This is a genomic window from Mesorhizobium sp. M7D.F.Ca.US.004.03.1.1, from assembly GCF_003998635.1.
Lineage (GTDB): Bacteria > Pseudomonadota > Alphaproteobacteria > Rhizobiales > Rhizobiaceae > Mesorhizobium > Mesorhizobium loti.
Map to the genome: position 1 here is coordinate 1 of NZ_RZQG01000040.1, position 17,339 is coordinate 17,339.

The following is a 17,339-nucleotide window of genomic DNA, read 5'->3' on the forward strand; positions in this document are numbered from 1 at the left end:
ATCCAGGCCACGCAGTAGACCTCGCGCAAGCATCGTGTCCCGGAAAGTGCTTCGTGCCCAGCGGAGTTGTTGGCGCAAATAAGGTCCCATCTTGTCCGGAACGACTGTCGCCGCGACGGCACCTGGAACGTACTCGGTTCGAAAGCCTGCTTTCAGCATGAGGATCGTAAGATGACGGTCTTCACCGAAGTCGCTTGGTTTCCCCCTGAACAGCTGCGTCTCGTATTGATCCAGCAGAGAAAGGAGACAAGACCGGCGGTACATTGCACATGGGCCGCAGCAGCACATGACCGCACCAAAGCGACCTTGCGCCGCGCGCTCCTCATTGCAAGCCAGCCAGTATTCCATATCGATCAATCGGGTCAACCAAGTGTCGCTGCGGTTGTATGCCGTCAGCTGGCCCATGGCCGCTCCGACCATGGAATCCCGCATTTTTACTGCAAGCTTCGTGATGACGTCGGACGCAAGTGTCGTGTCAGAGTCGACGCTGAGCACGAAATCTCCAGATGAGCGGCGGATGGCGGCGATCTGCGCCTTGCGTTTGCCAACATTTTCGCGGAGCAGAATGAAATTGAATCTCGGGTCGCCCTCGTAGGCGTGATGTACCGGGATGACGGCATTACGATTTCCAGAACCGTCGTCAACCAGATAGACCTGAAATGTTCCGGAGTAATCTTGATTTGCAATGGAAGCTAAACACGCCGCGAGTGTGCGCGGGTCCTCATTGTAGCAGGGGATAATGACATCCACGCTCGGCCAACGGTCGGATCCGAACAAGCTTTCCGACGGCGGCGTAACATTTTCCGGTTGGGAGTAGACCGCTTGCATGCCTCTGTAAACAGTCGAGAGCACCGCATAAGACGAAACGGCAACAGTACTGGCTGTGGTGAGAAGGTCCATAGGATCTCTGTTTGTTCAGGGATGTTGAGGAAGTGATCGGATTACAAATCCGCGGCCGTGCAATTCTGGAATTAGGCGTGACAACGCTGTCACCGTCTGGTCGCGCAGACTGGCTTGATTGCCTGGTTGCAATTCGTCGGGAGCGCACCCGTCGTGCAACAGCACGATTGCGCCCGGCCGGATATCGGCGAGCACTCTGTCGACGATGGCGTCAACGCCGGGGCGAGACCAGTCGCGTGGATCAATGGACCAATGGACGGGCGCCAATGCCTCACCCGCTAATGCAGCGATTACTTCTTCGGTCCAGATGCCATAGGGTGCACGAAAGTACCGAACCATGGCCTGCGGGCAAGCCATCCCTATGACTCTGTTTGCCTCAACTATCTGGCAGTCGACTTCGACGGACCCGCATTTAGCTAGGTCCGGATGAGTCATCGTGTGGTTGGCTATACCGTGGCCGTCTGTAATAATTCGGCGAACGAGTTCCGGCTCGTCGGCCGCGTAGGCCCCAACAACGAAGAAGGTCGCCGGCACCTGATGTTGCGCCAGCACATTGAGTATCTGCGGTGTGAAAAATGAATTGGGACCGTCGTCAAACGTCAGATAGACGCTGCGCTCTGCAATGCGATCGGCATTGTCACTCTGCCCTTCGCATATGTAGTCCAGAGGCTTCATAGTTCCGGACCGTTCCGGTCGATCAGGGTACCAGACGGCCACTCGTCCATCGAGCGTCCGATCGGCGAAACCAACACGAGTACGTCTTCCAGGCGCGTGGGCGGCAGGTCGGGATGCACATCTGGACGGGTCGACCGTACGCGAACGCCCGACACAATGTTCGCGAGGCCGGCTCTGCAGAATCTTTCGACATGGTTTCGCAGCGCGTGCCGAACCGTGCCGAAAGCGAATGGAACACCCAACTGATGGAGCACTGGGTACGCCACGCGCATCGAAAAACCGATTCCGAGCCCTTCAAGATCCGGACGAACCGCGTACAGGCCCAATTCAGCGACGATCAAGTCGACCTCGCCAACTTTGATGAAGCGCCGCAGCATGCCGATGTGAGCCGCTACCCCATGCGCGTCGTAGCCGATTGCGCGGAATTCCGGCCTCGCGCCGGCCCAACTGCGGCCGCCTTCGAATGGCTCCGCGTTGAAGGCGCCAGTCCGTCCATAGGTCTTTCGAAAAAAGTCGGAGAGTTCGACATGGTCGGCCAGTTGCAGCTCATTTTCCCAGCACAACTTCCACTCGACATTCGGACGCATGGAAGACCTCACCTTGTAGCTGTCTGGTTGAGATAAATGTCCAAGCATTGATTAAATAATTGGCGTCGCGCCAACGGGGCGTAACTTGTGGGGACCGCCGAAAGACCAAGCCGCAATGCAGATGCGACTGACTTTGTACGCCCCGCACACCAGATGATGCTCCTCAGATCCAACGCAACCATCGGAACTACCTATCTTTCCAACTTGAAGCGCTTCTATGGGACCTGCAGCAAAAACGGTAAAATCCTTTGTTTAGATGAAAGGTATCCACGCTTTGGATAACTGGGCGAATGCGTTCCATATGGCTGGTCAATTATCGTCGTCACGCTCGAGGCACTTCTGACGAAGCGCAAAGCTCACGCCCGCGGCACGCGCGGCCGTTGCCGGGCCGCGCGATTATCTCCGTAAGAGCCGAGTGGAGCTCAGACACGACGATTGATCAGAATCTGATTCGCGGGTTCAGTATCTCTTTCGTGTATCCAGCTCTGGGCTGTCCTTTGGCGGGAGTTAGGTTCGCCCAGGTTCTGAGCCTGGGGCGTTGGCCCGTTCGCCGCGCAGGCTCCTTCGCACATCGTCGAGGCCGAGAAAGAGGGGCCACACAGCTCCCCCTGTACTTTCCACCACCCGACACCAGCGCTCACCCAGGGCGCCGGCCTTGCTCACCTCAACGGATAGCGCACTCGCGCCGCTTCACGATTAAAAGAATTCTACAAGCAAGATGCCTGTTTGATCGAGAGACGTCCGCTGCCAATTCCCGCATCGCAGAGGCAGCCAATAGCGCTCGCTTTACATAGTGGTCCGGCAAGCAGCTAGATACGACAGGTGACCTCAAATGAGGCGTCTTGCATGGCTTCTACACCTGCCTGAATGCCAGAACTGCGTTCGTACCGCCCATGGCGAAGGCGTTGCTCATGGCGACGCGCACCTTGCGCTCGCGCGGCACATTGGGTGTGATGTCGAGGTCGCAAGCGGGATCTGGCTCGCGATAGTTGGCGGTCGGCGGCACGACGTCCTCTTGGATTGCCATCACGCAGGCGATCATTTCAAGCGCGCTCGCTGCGCCGAGGCAATGCGCGTGCGTGGACTTGGTGGAAGAGATGGACATCGAATAAGCGTGGTTTCCAAACACACGCTTGATCGCCGCCGTTTCAGTCTGATCATTGCTCTTGGTACCGGTGCCGTGCGCGTTGAGGTAGTCGACGTCCTCGGCATTCAGCCCGGCATCGGCAAGGCAGGCGCGCATCGCCGACGCTGGCCCCTCGACAGATGGCGCGGCAATGTGGAAGGCATCGGCGGAAAGGCCGACGCCGGCGATCTCGGCAAGAATTGTGGCACCACGCCTCGTGGCATGCTCGTAGCTTTCCAGCACGGCCATGCCCGCACCCTCGCCCAGCACCAGGCCCTTCCTATCGGCGGAGAAGGGCCGGCAGGTATCGGGTGAAAGCACGCGCATTGCTTCCCATGCTTTCAGCACGCCCCATGCGAAGGGTGCGTCGCTGCCCCCGGAAACCATTACGTCGGCCCGGCCCAGCTTGATCTGGTCCACCGCCGAGGCGATCGCATGGTTGGCCGAGGCACATGCGGAGGTCACCCCGAAGACCGGCCCGCGCAAGCCGAGGCTCAAGCTAAGATGGACGGAAGCGGCGCTGGGCATCACCTTTACTCCAGTGAAGAGTTCAGCACGGATTGCGCTACCCAAAAGCAGTGAGCGGTAAGTTTGTTCTGTTGCGTACGAACCGGTAAATCCGACGCCCACTGTCGCGCCGAAGCGATGGGCATTCCCCTCGTCGCAGGAAAGTCCGGCCTGCCGCATGGCTTCGCGCGCTGCAAGCACGGCGAGCAAGCTGAAGCGGGCCATGGAGACGAGCTGCTTGCGATCGATGTCGTGCTGGGGCAGCGCCTTGATCTCAGCGCCGGTCATGCCCTCCAGGTCATGAAGCTCGGAATTGGCGATCGGGCCGATGGCGGAGCGGCCTTCGCGCATCTCTTTCCACATAGAGGCGGCCTCGGTGCCCAGTCCGCACAGGCCGCCCACTCCGGTGATAACGACGCGCCTGTCCATTCAAGCCTCCTTCGCAAGCAAGCCGCGGACGGCTTCCACGACGTCGCCGACATTCTTGAGATTGGACCAGGCATCGGCCGTGTTCATGTCGATCTTGATGCCGTAGGCCTGCTCCACATCCCAGAGGACGTCCGCCAAACCCAGCGAATCGAACCCGAGCGCGTCCAGTTCCGTGGCGATTGTTATCTCGCCGACGAATGACGCAGGCATTCCCTCACCGCTCTCCGACTCGGCGCGTTTCTTGATCAGGGCAATGACGTCCGTTGCGAATTGATCGGCCATTCTGTTTCCTGTCTTTCTTTCCCGCGTTTCGACCTGGACGCGGCTCAGTTCCTGAGGCGCGCCGCGTCGCGAAAGCCATCACGCTTGGGCAACTGACAAAACCCAATGCTCATAAAGCCGGATCAGGTCCGGCCGGTGTGTGGCGTAGGTGCAGTATGACGATGTGAGCCGCTACACGTGCGCGTCTCCCGGTCTGTCCATAGGCTCGGAAGAAGTCGGACAGTTTGACATGGCCGGTCAGTTGCAACTCCCTTTCCCAGCACTCCACTGCCCGGTAGAGCGCATGAAAAATCTCCTTTCGGGCGGTTTCTTAAGACGCTCGCCACGCCATGAGGCAGTGGGGGCATCGGTGTCCATCAGGTGCTTCTGCCCATGCAGGATTCCAGAACATTGATGAAATCGTTTGTTTCGATGAAAGGCATCCACACTTTGGATGGTTGACCACGCTTTTCAAAGATCGTGAACTACATCTCCTCGTTGTGCTCGACGCACTCCGGACAAGTAACCTCATGGGCGCGGCATGCAGGATTAACCGAGCCCAGCCGGTCATGAGTGCGGCCTTGCCGGGTCGGGCGATAGGCAGTCATGCCCTGCCCTTCCTGCGGGTCAAGCACTCCGAAAAAACATTTCCCCCATAAATGCTAGATCTTCCGTTGCCTTTTCGCGTCACAGGCCGTCAAACGCCCGGCCGTTCACAACAGTGATCCGGCAAGTGTTTGGCTGCGCGAGACGATGCTGCAGGGAGTCGTCCTGCATGGCACTTCGCTATGATGCTGCGGTGCCGTCTAACGGCGCCTCGTGCTTGAACGCACTGAACGGCCACCGCGATCAAAATCGATGGTTCGAGGACCGTTGATCATCACCCCGCCAGCCTCGATCTTGTTTGCCGCCACGAGAGCGACACAGAGACTGCTGGTGAAGATGCCCGCCTGCCCGCTATGTTCCGGATGGTTGACCATCCCGGATGGACCCATCGAGGGTGTCAAGGCGAGCATGAGCACAGGCGCGAACAGTTCACGGGCAGGCGCGACGGTGGCCGCAAAGCAACGTCGCGCCAGCATGCGATCTCAGCAGGATCGGCACCATCCTGTCAGGGAGCAATGCGAGTGGCTGGCTTAGCCGCTGCGACGCTGCCCGGCATCGCGTTCAATTGATCTGGCGCCTTAAATGCAGGAAGGCTTCGCGGCCGGTACGAGGCGCATCCCTCCTCCGAAGCAGCACGCCCAAGTATCATCACAAGCCCCGAGCGCCCGCGTTCGGCGATGTCCAATTTCCGACAATGTCGGAATACAGTCAGATCTGCTGGATTGACTTTAAATGGTTTTCTCATTTGGCACAGCGCATGCTGGTTATCCGGAAACACGTGACCGACCAACAAGAAGTCGCATGACACAACCGAAGCCATCCATGTCTGACGGGCTGCCCAGGATACCTACTGCGACCGCGCTTGCCCGGTGACGACCGCTCCGGCTCCGCCCGTTACCGACGAGGCAAAGTGACGGATTTCCTGCGTTTCAACGACATGGAGGTGGTTGTCATTCCCGCTGGGGGACAGACTCGGCCTGTTCAAGGCATTGCGCGAAGGCGGCAAGATGACGGCCACCCGTGCGCGAACTCAAGGAGCGCAGCCTGTATCGTGTATCAGGCAAATAGGCCGTCGGTCAGTGACCTTGACACAGGGGACATGCGCAAGGTCCTGAAGTTTGATGCAGCGATAGAAGGGTGCCAATGACAACAATAGCTTACAGGAACGGAACCATGGCTGGCGACGGCCGAGCCTTGGGTTTTGACTCAGTATCCGTCGGTGAGAAAACGAAGGTGTTTCGCTTATGCGACGGCACACTCATCGGCGTTTCCTCTTCGTCCTTGGGTATTCCAAAGGCCGTTCGAGACTGGGTTGAGAAGGGCATGGATGTTTCTGATATTCCTGTGCCGCGCAACGACGACAATTTTGAATTTGAGGCGCTGATAGTGCGCAAAAATGGGGAAGCCGTATTGTTGGACGGCAATTGGCTGCCAAGTGATCCCGTGAAAGGTGAATATTATGCCATCGGGAGCGGCAAGCAGTATGCTTTGGCCGCGCTGGTTTTGGGCAAGTCAGCTAAGGAAAGCGTCGAAGTTGCCGCGAAACTCGACGTTTGGACTGGTGGCACAGTCACTGCCATAACTCACTAAACCCGCCTTTCGGCGGGAGTGTGACAGTGCGAGCGTGGAAGTAGGGCGCCACCCCGGGGCACGTCGAGCCCTGTCATGTGAGCTGGTCCATAAGCGCGCGAAAGCGTCCAGTTGTGGCCAAAAGCACGATTTGCGACAGAACCGGCCCGCTTCTATGAGTATGGGCCGCTTTTTGCGGCCAGCGTGCTTGCCATCCTGCCGCCAGTGGCCGTCGCCTTCTTCTTCCAAGGTTACCTCGTCATGAAGTAGAGCACCACGATCTTGTCGGAGAGATCGGAAGGCGGACGGCCCTTCCGTCCGCGTCGGCCAGTTCGAAAGGCGGCGCGGCCTGCTCGTCGATCGCCTGGAAGAACCTCTCCGCGCTGTCCCTCATCTTGTCGAGATCGGCGCCCGGATGGTGGGCCAGCGCGGAGGTCCCGAGGATCAGCGCCAGAAATTGAATCGCAAGCGACGGTTTCGCTTTCATGGACAATGCATTCCGGTTGGGGGCGTTCGAGGGCTCCGCGGCTAGGATTGGTCTCACTGTGTCTGCTCCCGCTCCCGGCGGCTCATCTGCCTGATAGGCGCGTTCCCGCTCGGGCCATGTGCTTTTGATGAAGGCCAGAACGGCCCGGATCTCCTCGTCGGTGAGGACATTCCCGAAGCCCGGCATGTCGCTCTGGTAGCCGCCGCCGACGACCGCGGCCGGTCCCGGCGCCGGCATGCGTCCCGAAGGCAGCGGGCTTTCCAATCGCGCTGACCTTCGCCTGGCTAAAACCGTCTTGCCTAGCGCTATCGCCGCGGCCGGGGCGCGGCCATCCGGTTGGCGAGCCAAGGCAATGTCCAGACCAATCCGAGGCCTGCCGCGGCCACGCATCGATAAGAGGACCGACGCCCTTCTCCTTTGCCGCCGCTGGAGAACAGGTATTTGATCAGCGCGGCCGTCCCGAGGACGAGCACGACGACGACAAGCAGCCACACCAGGCCCGTGCCGAACATCATCATGCCGCTCATGCATTCCATCATCGAAGCCTCCTATTCCGTGGCGTAGATGCCGCCGGTCGCGTCAGACTTTCGGATTTCGAGAATCTCGAAGGGCGCTTCCTTCGTGCCACTCATGCCGGGGGAGCCCATCGGCATGCCGGGCAGCGTCATGCCCTTTGATGTCGGGCCGCTCGGTCAAGAGCTTGTTGACCGTGCCGACCGGCACATGGCCGCTCACCACATAGCCGTCGATGAACGAGAGAAGGCAGCCATCGGCTTCCGGCGGAATGCCCTCTTCGCGGCTCATGGCGAAAAGGTCGTGAGTCGGCCTTGACGGTGATTCCTGGAAGGCCGATTCCAAGGCGAGCTGGCTTGAAGGCCGCGGTCCGGATGGTCGACTAGGCAGCTTGGTTCCACGATCGCAATGCTTGATCGCTTCATTGCAGGCCATGGGCTCTCGCCCCCTCCTTTTGCCACACGAGGCGCCAGCTCACGTGTTGTTGTTGGCGTGCGCCCCGGCAACCGCTTTCACCAGCCGCTCCAGCGATCCCGCGCGCTCCAGCTCCGCAAAGAATGATGCGGCGTGACGCTACCCAGCCGGTGCTTCTCGGCCTTCCAATTAAACTGTCTCGACGAAAGAGCCGTCTCCGTTGCTCCGGTCTCGGTGTTGAGTTCTCTAAGGCTGCGCCACACCTTGGTCCCCACGCCGGCAAATGATCTCACTATGCAGCCCGTGCTCGCACGCTCTCAAACTAATTACCGCTGCTGCAACACGCCGCCTGGCGGCCTGCACCGAAAAGCCGACAGGGGTGCATCTGAATAGCCGTGAACCCAGGTCTCAAAGACCATCCGGCGCGACGAGCGGACGCACCGCACGTGTGACACCCGCCTTGTGGGGCAGGGTTGCCTTTCTCAATCCCGGCGTTGGTCGGCGTCCCAATGAGCAGCAAGCTATTATCGGCCGCCGAATCTTAGTGGCTTCGTCGAGAGCCTCAATCAACCAAGCGGCGAAAGCCCCGCTAGAGTCTCCGCCCGCCTGTCGCTATGAAGCAGTTGCAGCCAGCGCTGCTTCAGGCGCATGAACTCGCCCGATGCAATGATTTCCGTCGCCCTGGGTCTTTCGAAGGGCACTGTTTCTATTCCCTTCTTCTTCGGCGCGCGGCTTGATGCCGACATACGGTTTCTTGACCTGCCGCCTGAACTGGCTGCCGAAGCGGGTGCCCCGCCAGCGACCCCGACAATCCCCTGTTCCGCAACTGCTGAAGAGCCGACTGCGCTCGCATCCCGATATTGCGCAACGGCACTATGCCGACATTCTGGAGACCGCAGCCGCATGAGCCTCGAGATGTTCCGCCGACCGTCGACAAAGGCGTCCTCTCGCCTGCGTCCGCCATTTGTCAGTGCTCGATCTGATTGGGGAGACGCCGGTCGTCGAACTGAAGAGATTCGATACCGGCAGGTGTCGTCGCTTCGTCAAGATCGAAAGCCAGAATCCCGGCGGATCGATCAAGGATCGCATTGCGTTGTCGATGATCGTTAATGCCGAACAGCGTGGCACGCGCGGGGCGGTACAATCATCGAAGCGACCGCTGGCAACACAGGGCTCGGCCTGGCCATCTGGCGGCACGAAGCGCGTGATCGCGTGTCCAAAAGCTGACAGCGTCAGACAAATGTCAGGTTCATTACAACCAACATCTGGGCACTGACGAGGTTTTTCGAAGCAATGGGCGCTAACTGCGCGCTGAGCGCGTTGGCATGGCTTTTGAGACTGAGTGACTGTGACTGCACTCAATGGGGCAAGACGAGCGATGCGCTCCTCCCTGAACCCGTGTGCCGTCTCTGAGAGGAAACCAGCTCGTGCAGAAACCTTTGGAAATAGCTTTGGACCGCAACGTGGTATTGCAGATGGAGTCCCCGGCTCCTTCGATTAGAGTCGAGAACTGGCTGCATGGCGAGCCCCTCACGAGCTTTGAGCCCGGCAAGTGTACATAGTCGAATTTTGGGCAACTTGGTGCGGCCCATGTGTGGACGGGATGCCCCATCTGATCCAGCTGCAGGGCGTCGCCAGGCGCACCATCTGGACAGCAGGAACTGGACTATGGGCAAGGTAACAGGCTTTCTCGAAATCGACCGGCAGGTGCACAAGTACCAGCCGGCCTCCGACCGCATCCGGCATTTCCGCGAATTCACGCTGCCGATGTCCGACAAAGAGGTCGAGAAACAGGCCGCGCGCTGCATGGATTGCGGCATTCCGTTCTGCCATGGGCCGACGGGCTGCCCGATCCACAACCAGATCCCGGACTGGAACGACCTCGTCTACAATGGCGACTGGGACAATGCGATCCGCAACCTGCATTCGACCAACAATTTCCCGGAGTTCACCGGCCGCATCTGCCCCGCACCTTGCGAGGAAGCCTGCACGCTGAACCTCGAGGACATCCCCGTCGCCATCAAGACGGTCGAGCAGGCGATCGCCGACAAGGCTTACGAGACCGGCCATATCAGGCCCTATCCGCCGGAGAAGAAGACCGGCAAGCGCGTCGCCGTCATCGGCTCCGGCCCGGCCGGCATGTCGGCTGCCCAGCAGCTCGGCCGCGCCGGCCACGACGTCCATGTCTATGAGCGCGAGAGCCGGCCCGGCGGGTTGATGCGTTACGGCATTCCCGACTTCAAGATCGAGAAGCACTATATCGACCGGCGCATCGAGCAGATGCAGGGCGAGGGCGTCACCTTCCATTGCGGCGTCAATGTCGGCGTCGACAAGCCGGTTGCCGAGCTGCTCGCCGAACATGACGCCGTGCTTTATTGCGGCGGTTCCGAAACGCCGCGCGCGGCCGGCATTCCCGGCGACGATCTCGGCGGCGTGCATGACGCGATGCCCTATCTGGTGCAGCAGAACAGGCGTGTCGGCGGCGAACCGATCCAGTCGGTGGCGTGGCCGTCGCATCCGATCCTCGCCGGCGGCCAGCATGTCGTCGTCGTCGGCGGCGGCGACACTGCCTCCGACTGCGTCGGCACCGCCTTCCGCCAGGGCGCGGTGCGCGTCACCCAGCTCGACATCCGGCCGCAGCCGCCGGAAAAGGAAGACAAGCTGTCGGTCTGGCCATACTGGGCGACCAAGATGCGCACGTCATCCTCGCAGGCCGAAGGCGCCGAGCGCGAATTCCAGGTGGCGACGCTTGAATTCATCGGCGAAAACGGCCAGCTGACCGGGGTCAAATGCTGCGAAGTCGACGAAAAGCGCAAGCCGATCGCCGGCACCGAATTCGTCATCCGCGCCGATCTCGCGTTCATCGCCATCGGCTTTGCCGGGCCAGCCGCTCGCGGGCCGGTGTCGGAACTGGCCGGCCAGATGAAGATCGCCATTGACAGCCGCCGCTCGAAGAATGTCGAGGCCAATGACCGGGACTACAGGACCAGCGTCGAAAAGCTCTATGCGGCGGGCGACGTGCGGCGCGGCCAGTCGCTGGTCGTCTGGGCGATCCGCGAGGGCCGCCAGGCGGCGCGCGCCATCGATGAGGCGCTGATGGGATCGAGCGTGCTGCCGCGCTGAGTCCGTCTCGAGACCCTACTTGTGCGGCCACCTGAAGGCGCTTTCCGCCCTTCCGCTGCCCCGGGCAGCTTACGGACTGATCGCCGTGGTCGTTTCGGTTGTGGCCCCGGCCGCAGGCTGCCGCCTTGGCGGCCAAGAAAAATCGTCGGCGCGGCCGGGCGCAGCAGCGGGCGCCTTGCCCTCGACGACGAATTTTTCACCGGGCCCGTCCGGCTTGGCCGGCGCTGCGGCACCGAGAAGTTCCGAACCGCCGTCGAGTGCCGGTGATTGCGAGTCGGCGTCGGTAGCCGGGTCGGCGGCCTCAGTCTTTTCCTTCGAGGGTGGACTACGTTACTGGCCAGTACCGGCAACGCATCGAAGGAACTTTACAATCATAAAGGTACGTCACTGGTCTCGCGGCTCACCTATGACGATCTAGACGCGCATTCGAGTCCACAATCCGACTGGCATTTTCGTAAAGGCCTCCTCGGTGCGGGCGGCATCAGGGAGGATTTTCTCATGACGAGGACTTCTTACGGAAATGGGGGGCTACTCAAACACATTCAGTGATCAGCGCGGGGGCGGCGTCAGCTATTTCACCGCCGATCTTGGATATAATTTCTTGAACTCACCGCGCTACCGCATCGGTGCTTTTGTTGGCAACAATTTCTGGCACGAGAGCTACGATGCTTTCGGTTGCACGCAGCAGGCGACCAACTGGGGAACCTGTGTGCCAACCGTCCCACCTACGTCAACCTCTCAGCCAGGACAACGATTGGCATTCGCTGCGACTCGGCTTGGCCGGGCAGACGCAACTCACCGAGCGACTCAGCCTTTCTGGTGACGTGGCGTTCCTCTTCACGCGGCTCGACGGCAAAGAGCAGCACCACATGCGCCCAAGATCAAGCTAATTCCCGAAGACGGCGATGGGCATGGCGTCCAGCTCGAGGCGGTGTTGCGGCCGTGGCGAATAACGGCACCGCTCATTTCGAAGAGGCAATGGGCGGTCGTGGTTCCCCGCAGGCCGACGATTGGAAGGCAAAGCGCTACGGCGTTTTCGTGCAGGCTAGCATCAAGTTCAACTGAGAGAGCAAGAACCGAGGAGAGCGGCGATGCCACTCCAGCTCATTACGATCATTGGATCAACAGAAGGAAGTTTTCCGAAGAGTTTTGCAAGCGTGCGCAAAGTCGCCAGACAAAGTTCTCTCGGTCCATAGTGTACGTGCCGTCACGCCCGTTCTCGACATGGTTGAATGATACGTCCCGCGCGATCGATCAAAGTCGTTTTTCATTGGTTTTCCGGAAATCGCGGGGAGCACAGCGTGCTGTGACCCTCGCCTGCTGGTTTTCTGTCAACGCGCAGATGAGGGAGAATGAGCGTACAGCAAAAATCATCAGTGCTGTCGCTTTCGCCAAAGCCCGCCGCAGCTAAACGGGGTCCCACGCCCGGTAGCGCCCCCTGCCGGTCACCTCACGGATGCCGAGTTCGGCACCAGCCCGAGCGCAGCGCGCTGGCTAATTTTCAGCTCGGCCGCGACCAGACCTGCCGACACCAGCGGCCGCGCCAGCACCAGCTCGATCAGCGCCGGCAGGCTCGAGTTTTTGCGCCGGTTCCTGAGCCGGCGCTCCATCTGGCTTTTGGCCAGCGCCTGGATGATTGCAAGGCTGAAACAGTCGATGGAACGCCCCTCCAGCGAAGCCGAACCGGACGAGGCGCGCGCGCCAGGTCCTTCGGCTGCCATCGGCACGCTGGGTTTAAGTGCTTGGGGTGACACGGCGTGATCTCCGCCGTTGGCGGGAACAGGGCAGTGCAATAGTACTGCCCTGTTCCTTTTGATCAGAGGCCAGTGCGGATTTCTTCGGCAAGCGCCCTCAACGTCGTCTCGACGTCATCGCCGTTTACCATCTTCTGCATCGCCACGGCCCATGCGTTCATGGCTTCGCCGAAGCCGACACGCGGTGTGAAAGCCAGCGCGGCTTGGTCCTGTATCTTTTTGAAGCTGTCAACGAAGTTGTTGAACTCGGGCTGCGAAGCGTACTTAGTCCAGGTGTCGTCTGCCAGGTCGACGTGCGCGGCGGATTGACGAGCTGGCCAGCAAGGGCACCCTTGAGCGCCACCTGCTTGGAGGTGGCCCACGGGATGAACAGCCAGGCCGTGCCCTTCTTTTCGGAAGCCGCGTTCATGGCGAGAGCCCAGATCCAGATGTCAGACTCCAAGCTCGTGGCGCTCGGTGCGTGCAGCGGCGGAGCGAAGGCGATCTTGCCGGATGCCGGCTTCCCCGCAACATCGTTCCAGAAGCCGAACATATTTGAGTCGATCGTCATCGCGCTGCGGCCGGACGCGAAGGAAGGAGCCGCGCACTTCTTGATCATGTCCACGTAATGTAGTCGTATCCAGCATCGGTAAGCTTCCAATCGCTCAGGTATTTGTCCAGCGGCTCCAGGGCGCCACTCGGAGCGAGGTCCTACGCGGGCTGAATGCCAGTGCCGAACACATCCCATGCTGGCGACTTCGTCGTCAGTTGGATCGTCATCTTGTTCCAGTAAGAATCGTCTGGGTAGAGTTCCGGCGTGACCTTGATGCCGGGTCAGCTTCTCGAACTCCGGAAATTGCGCAGCGAGAGCATCCGCATAGGGGTGGATGTCGTAGGCCCAAGTTATGCTGGTCCCTTCGAATTGACGCCAGTTCACGGTGTCGGCAGCGGCCGAATTAGTGAGCGATGCCGAGACGGCAAAAAACGCCAAGTCAAAAGCAAGCTGTTTGCGAAGCGACGCGCACCTGTAACGAGTACGGGGAATGAGCGACCCATGTAATCCTCCCTGGGGCATTTTGCCAATTTTTGGGTCCACTCCTCCATCCCGAGTTCGCTCATAGCCACAATAAGCGGTTTCCAACGAGCTCGCTCTGAATGCACCAGGCCAACTGGGTAAAAACGGGTAACCGGCACTAAAAGGCGTTGTAGTATCGCCACCAGAAATACTGCTCCGTGGTGCTGGCCTTTGCCTGGGGGCGCAACACGGCAACTACCCGCTCAAAACGGTTGGTCCTCTACCTCTTATTCACCGTCGCTTTCCTCGCGGCCTAACCCGGCCGGAATATCCGTTGCCAGAAAAAGGCCTCGCGGCCGGTTCGAGGCTCATCCCTCCTCCGAAGCAGCACGCTCAAGTATCGTCACAAGCCCCGAGCGCTTCGCGTTCGGCGATGTCCAAATTCCGACAATGTCGGATACAGTCAGATCTACTGGATTGCGTTTGAATGGTTTTCTCATTTGGCACAGTACATGCGGGTCATCCGCAAAACACGTGACCGACCAACAAGAGTTCGCATGATCACCTTACCACAACATACAGCCGCCGCGGAACAATCACTTGGCCCCTGATCGCCCACCCCGGCACCACAACCGGAGTCATCGATGTTCTGACAGGCTGCCCAAGGATACCTGCTGCAACAGGGCTTGCCCTGGTGACGACCACTCCGGCTCCGCCGGTTACCGACGAGGGCAAAGTGACGGATTTCCTGCTTTTCAACGGCATGGAGGTGGCTGTCATTCCCGACCACCGCGCCGGTCGTCACCCATATGGTCTGGTGCAGGATCGGCAGCGCGGAATGAGCCGCCGGGGATATCTGCATGTCTTCGAGCATCTGATGCTCAAGGCGCCTCATGACGAGCACGGCTCCGTCGCCTGGAGAGATTGAACCCAAAGGGAGATTCAGATGTCTGAAGCGAATCAGGAAAAGTTGGACGCATTCTTGGGGAAAATGGTCGGCGATCTCGGTGCGATCGCAACGGGCGCGGGAGTCCTGCTGGGGGACAGACTCGGCCTGTTCAAGGCATTGCGCGAAGGCGGCAAGATGACGGCCGCCGAACTTTCGACACGCACCGGCACCCAGGAACGCCTCGTAAGGGAATGGCTTTCCGGGCAGGCGGCGGCGGGTTACGTCGACTACGATGAAGCGAGCGACAAATTCTATCTCAACGCCGAGCAAGAGCTGGTGTTCGCTGATGAAGACAGCCCGGCCTTCATGGCAGGCGCATTCGAGTTCCTGTCCGCGCTGTGGCTCGATGAAGAAAAGGTGAGGCAGGCATTCCAGTCCGGCAAGGGCGTCGGGTGGCACGATCATAGCGCGTGTCTGTTTCGCGGTACGGAACGGTTCTTCCGTCCAGGCTACAATGCCAATCTGATCGACTCCTGGCTGCCGGCCTTGGAGGGCGTCGTCGAGAAGCTCGAACGCGGCGTGGACGTCGCGGATGTTGGATGCGGTCATGGTGCATCGACCGTGCTCATGGCACAGGCCTTCCCCAATTCGCGCTTCGTCGGCTTCGACTATCATGCCCCTTCGATTGAGCGCGCCCGCAAGGCGGCCGAGGTAGCCGGCGTCGGCGTTAACACGCGGTTCGACGTGGCGGCCGCCAAGAGCTATCCCGGAACCTATGACCTCGTCACATTCTTCGATTGCCTTCACGACATGGGCGACCCGACGGGCGCCGCCACCCATGTCCACGGATCGCTCAAGCCGGACGGCACGTGGATGATCGTCGAGCCGTTCGCGCATGATCATCTGGCGGCGAACCTCAATCCCGTCGGCCGCGTTTACTATGCCGCTTCCACTTTCGTGTGCACGCCCGCATCCGTGTCGCAGGAAGTCGGGCTCGCGCTTGGAGCCCAGGCCGGTGAGGCGAGGCTGCGCAAGGTTGTGACCGGCGGCGGCTTCAAGCGATTGCGTCGCGCCGCGGAGACACCGTTCAACATGGTGCTGGAGGCCCGCCCTTAGCGTGGCCGTCGCCAGAAATTGCAGCTCATCGCATTTGATGAAGATCACCGCCAAAAATCCGGACGCATCGGGCACATTTTCAAGGCGTCTGGGTTCACGCAGAGGTCGCTGCCGAGTTGTGTGCCAAGAGTCCCATACGTTGCGGCTCAGAAAGGACCCCACGCACGGCGACGAACATGCCCATAGCGATGGCCGCTATAATCACATATGTCCACCATGGCGCGTTCACAAAGCTGGTAAGCCACGTCGCACCGAACGCGCTTACGACAAAAACGAGAGCCTCGATAAAAAGACTGAGCCTGTACACATTCAGTCGTCTCATCCTCATACCACCCATCCAAAGACTGAGCTTGTTGCGCTACTGCGACAGAGCCTAACATATTGGAGAGTGCTCACTAGTCGACCGTGAACAATCCGAGCCCTAAGCGGCGACCGGCTTCGGCCGGATTTGAAGCAGGGCAATCAAGAGCGACAAAAACCCCTTCAGCCACCTGAGCAGGAGGGAGAAGTTGTAGCCGGCGGCGGCCAGGATGGCGTTGAGGGTGTCGCCCTGCTGGCCGGCGAGGTAGTTGCGGCCCATTCTGTGTTCGCTCTTGATGTGGCCGATGACGGGCTCGACCGCCGACCGCCGTCGCATCTGGCGCTTGATGGCTGGGGTGACGCGGCGTTTCTGGCCCGCGGTGAAGACCCTGAGCTTGTGGCTCTGCGGTGCGTTGTGGCCGCGATAGCCGGCGTCGGCGAGGATGCGGCCGATCTCGTTGCCGATGGTCTTTTCCATGTCGGGGATGACGCTTGCCAGCGTGTGGCCGTCATAGGGATTGCCGGGCAGTGCTTTTGCATGCAGGGCGAACTGGCCGCCCCTGGAGCGCTTCAGCGTGGTGGCCACCGACACCTTCACCCCGAACTCGTAGGGCGCATGCGCCTTGCCCTTGCCGATGCATTCCACCTCGTGTGCGTGCAGGCTGTAGATCTTGCGGCCGCGCTGGCGCTGGCGTTGCTCGAGAACGGTGGCGGCCTGGTAGAGCGGCCATTTGAACAGCGTCCAGCCCCTGATCGCCGGCGATCTGGCGACCAATGTCGCGAATGGTCCGGCCGAGATAGGTCTTGAGCTTGCGTAGCGCCTTGTTGGCCCGCTTGAACTGCTTGGCGTGGGCATAGCGCTGGTGGCTGATCAGCGCCAGCTTGCCGACCCGCACATAACTCTGGCGCAAATGGAGACCCGTCCTCTTGGCCAGCCGCACCAGCCGTTCGCGTGCCCGATGGATGAGCTTGGCGTCGGTCGGGAACATGACGTTCTTCGGCTGCACGGTGGTGTCGACGATCACCTGGCGCGTGTCGGCCGGTTTCATCGCCCCGGTCTTGACCGCGAGGCTGAGGCTCTCCTGCAAC

At 60.4% G+C, this 17,339-nt stretch carries 14 protein-coding genes and 7 pseudogenes; 8 read left to right on the plus strand and 13 right to left on the minus strand.

Features of this window, described 5'->3' with window-relative positions; all coding sequences use genetic code 11:
* From nodC to EN935_RS04705, 6 genes are all read right to left on the minus strand, one after another.
* Positions 1-900, minus strand: a 900-nt coding sequence (gene nodC / locus EN935_RS04680) for a chitooligosaccharide synthase NodC (RefSeq protein WP_127373188.1), incomplete at its 3' end; no start/stop codon positions are given.
* A gap of 15 nt (positions 901-915) precedes the next feature.
* A complete protein-coding gene (gene nodB / locus EN935_RS04685; protein WP_063169400.1) occupies positions 916-1,575 on the minus strand; it encodes a chitooligosaccharide deacetylase NodB in 660 nt (219 codons plus the stop codon).
* Entirely contained in the window at positions 1,572-2,162 is a 591-nt protein-coding gene (locus EN935_RS04690; protein ID WP_063169401.1) for a NodA family N-acyltransferase, read from the minus strand. Before EN935_RS04690 ends, nodB begins: the two co-directional genes overlap by 4 nt.
* An 853-nt stretch (positions 2,163-3,015) precedes the next feature.
* Positions 3,016-4,224 carry a beta-ketoacyl-[acyl-carrier-protein] synthase family protein gene (locus tag EN935_RS04695; RefSeq protein WP_095776081.1) on the minus strand — a complete coding sequence of 403 codons (1,209 nt, stop codon included), beginning with the start codon at positions 4,222-4,224 and terminating at the stop codon, positions 3,016-3,018.
* The gene (locus EN935_RS04700; RefSeq protein WP_029356603.1) at positions 4,225-4,506 is read right to left on the minus strand and encodes an acyl carrier protein; all 282 of its coding nucleotides are present in this window, start codon (positions 4,504-4,506) and stop codon (positions 4,225-4,227) included.
* A gap of 785 nt (positions 4,507-5,291) precedes the next feature.
* Positions 5,292-5,567 carry a hypothetical protein gene (locus tag EN935_RS04705; RefSeq protein ID WP_063169403.1) on the minus strand — a complete coding sequence of 92 codons (276 nt, stop codon included), beginning with the start codon at positions 5,565-5,567 and terminating at the stop codon, positions 5,292-5,294.
* Between the two features lie 697 nt (positions 5,568-6,264).
* On the opposite strand from EN935_RS04705, the gene EN935_RS04710 reads away from it, so the two are divergent.
* Positions 6,265-6,681, plus strand: a complete 417-nt coding sequence (locus tag EN935_RS04710) for a hypothetical protein (RefSeq protein ID WP_063169404.1) — start codon at positions 6,265-6,267, stop codon at positions 6,679-6,681.
* Positions 6,682-6,919: 238 nt separating this feature from the next.
* Here the strand turns inward: EN935_RS04710 and EN935_RS42880 are convergent, their stop codons facing one another.
* From EN935_RS42880 to EN935_RS04725, 3 genes and pseudogenes are all read right to left on the minus strand, one after another.
* Positions 6,920-7,411: a cytochrome c gene (locus tag EN935_RS42880; protein WP_244514239.1), complete on the minus strand. Its 492-nt coding sequence runs from the start codon at positions 7,409-7,411 to the stop codon at positions 6,920-6,922.
* A gap of 41 nt (positions 7,412-7,452) precedes the next feature.
* The gene (locus tag EN935_RS41835) at positions 7,453-7,686 is read right to left on the minus strand and encodes a hypothetical protein (RefSeq protein ID WP_127312611.1); all 234 of its coding nucleotides are present in this window, start codon (positions 7,684-7,686) and stop codon (positions 7,453-7,455) included.
* A gap of 9 nt (positions 7,687-7,695) precedes the next feature.
* A pseudogene (locus EN935_RS04725) lies at positions 7,696-7,975 on the minus strand (DUF411 domain-containing protein); the annotation flags it as partial.
* An 801-nt stretch (positions 7,976-8,776) separates the two neighbouring features.
* Here EN935_RS04725 and EN935_RS41840 point away from each other — a divergent pair.
* The 4 genes and pseudogenes from EN935_RS41840 to EN935_RS04745 all read left to right on the plus strand — a co-directional run.
* Positions 8,777-8,981: pseudogene (locus tag EN935_RS41840) on the plus strand (isopenicillin N synthase family oxygenase); the annotation flags it as partial.
* Positions 8,982-8,989: 8 nt separating this feature from the next.
* Positions 8,990-9,259 (plus strand): annotated as a pseudogene (locus tag EN935_RS04735) (pyridoxal-phosphate dependent enzyme); the annotation flags it as partial.
* Positions 9,260-9,537: 278 nt separating this feature from the next.
* Positions 9,538-9,701 (plus strand): annotated as a pseudogene (locus EN935_RS04740) (thioredoxin domain-containing protein); the annotation flags it as partial.
* Positions 9,702-9,742: 41 nt separating this feature from the next.
* Positions 9,743-11,197 carry a glutamate synthase subunit beta gene (locus EN935_RS04745; protein ID WP_063169408.1) on the plus strand — a complete coding sequence of 485 codons (1,455 nt, stop codon included), beginning with the start codon at positions 9,743-9,745 and terminating at the stop codon, positions 11,195-11,197.
* A 69-nt stretch (positions 11,198-11,266) separates the two neighbouring features.
* Here the strand turns inward: EN935_RS04745 and EN935_RS41845 are convergent.
* The 3 genes and pseudogenes from EN935_RS41845 to EN935_RS41850 all read right to left on the minus strand — a co-directional run.
* Positions 11,267-11,461, minus strand: a pseudogene (locus tag EN935_RS41845) (DUF459 domain-containing protein); the annotation flags it as partial.
* 1,181 nt (positions 11,462-12,642) lie between these two features.
* Positions 12,643-12,951 (minus strand): helix-turn-helix domain-containing protein, encoded by a 309-nt coding sequence (locus EN935_RS42885; RefSeq protein WP_236473435.1) that lies wholly within the window; start codon positions 12,949-12,951, stop codon positions 12,643-12,645.
* A 62-nt stretch (positions 12,952-13,013) separates the two neighbouring features.
* Positions 13,014-13,313 carry a hypothetical protein gene (locus tag EN935_RS41850; protein WP_224571022.1) on the minus strand — a complete coding sequence of 100 codons (300 nt, stop codon included), beginning with the start codon at positions 13,311-13,313 and terminating at the stop codon, positions 13,014-13,016.
* A gap of 3 nt (positions 13,314-13,316) precedes the next feature.
* Between EN935_RS41850 and EN935_RS41855 the strand changes: the two genes are divergently transcribed.
* The 3 genes and pseudogenes from EN935_RS41855 to EN935_RS04770 all read left to right on the plus strand — a co-directional run bounded on the left by EN935_RS41855 (position 13,317) and on the right by EN935_RS04770 (position 15,950).
* Positions 13,317-13,559, plus strand: a complete 243-nt coding sequence (locus tag EN935_RS41855; RefSeq protein WP_224571023.1) for a hypothetical protein — start codon at positions 13,317-13,319, stop codon at positions 13,557-13,559.
* A 1,053-nt stretch (positions 13,560-14,612) separates the two neighbouring features.
* A pseudogene (locus EN935_RS04765) lies at positions 14,613-14,834 on the plus strand (insulinase family protein); the annotation flags it as partial.
* 57 nt (positions 14,835-14,891) lie between these two features.
* Complete coding sequence (locus EN935_RS04770) at positions 14,892-15,950, plus strand: class I SAM-dependent methyltransferase (protein WP_024504268.1); 1,059 nt, start codon at positions 14,892-14,894, stop codon at positions 15,948-15,950.
* A 421-nt stretch (positions 15,951-16,371) separates the two neighbouring features.
* Here EN935_RS04770 and EN935_RS04775 read toward each other — a convergent pair.
* Positions 16,372-17,339 (minus strand): annotated as a pseudogene (locus tag EN935_RS04775) (IS5 family transposase); the annotation flags it as partial.

What these genes read in the sequence shown, in the direction of transcription:
- nodB (WP_063169400.1), bottom strand. Translation starts at nt 1,575, where the DNA reads ATGAAGCCTCTGGACTACATATGCGAAGGGCAGAGTGACAATGCCGAT.
- EN935_RS04690 (WP_063169401.1), bottom strand. Translation starts at nt 2,162, where the DNA reads ATGCGTCCGAATGTCGAGTGGAAGTTGTGCTGGGAAAATGAGCTGCAA.
- EN935_RS04695 (WP_095776081.1), bottom strand. Translation starts at nt 4,224, where the DNA reads ATGGACAGGCGCGTCGTTATCACCGGAGTGGGCGGCCTGTGCGGACTG.
- EN935_RS04700 (WP_029356603.1), bottom strand. Translation starts at nt 4,506, where the DNA reads ATGGCCGATCAATTCGCAACGGACGTCATTGCCCTGATCAAGAAACGC.
- EN935_RS04705 (WP_063169403.1), bottom strand. Translation starts at nt 5,567, where the DNA reads ATGCTGGCGCGACGTTGCTTTGCGGCCACCGTCGCGCCTGCCCGTGAA.
- EN935_RS04710 (WP_063169404.1), top strand. Translation starts at nt 6,265, where the DNA reads ATGGCTGGCGACGGCCGAGCCTTGGGTTTTGACTCAGTATCCGTCGGT.
- EN935_RS41835 (WP_127312611.1), bottom strand. Translation starts at nt 7,686, where the DNA reads ATGATGGAATGCATGAGCGGCATGATGATGTTCGGCACGGGCCTGGTG.
- EN935_RS04745 (WP_063169408.1), top strand. Translation starts at nt 9,743, where the DNA reads ATGGGCAAGGTAACAGGCTTTCTCGAAATCGACCGGCAGGTGCACAAG.
- EN935_RS41855 (WP_224571023.1), top strand. Translation starts at nt 13,317, where the DNA reads ATGAACAGCCAGGCCGTGCCCTTCTTTTCGGAAGCCGCGTTCATGGCG.
- EN935_RS04770 (WP_024504268.1), top strand. Translation starts at nt 14,892, where the DNA reads ATGTCTGAAGCGAATCAGGAAAAGTTGGACGCATTCTTGGGGAAAATG.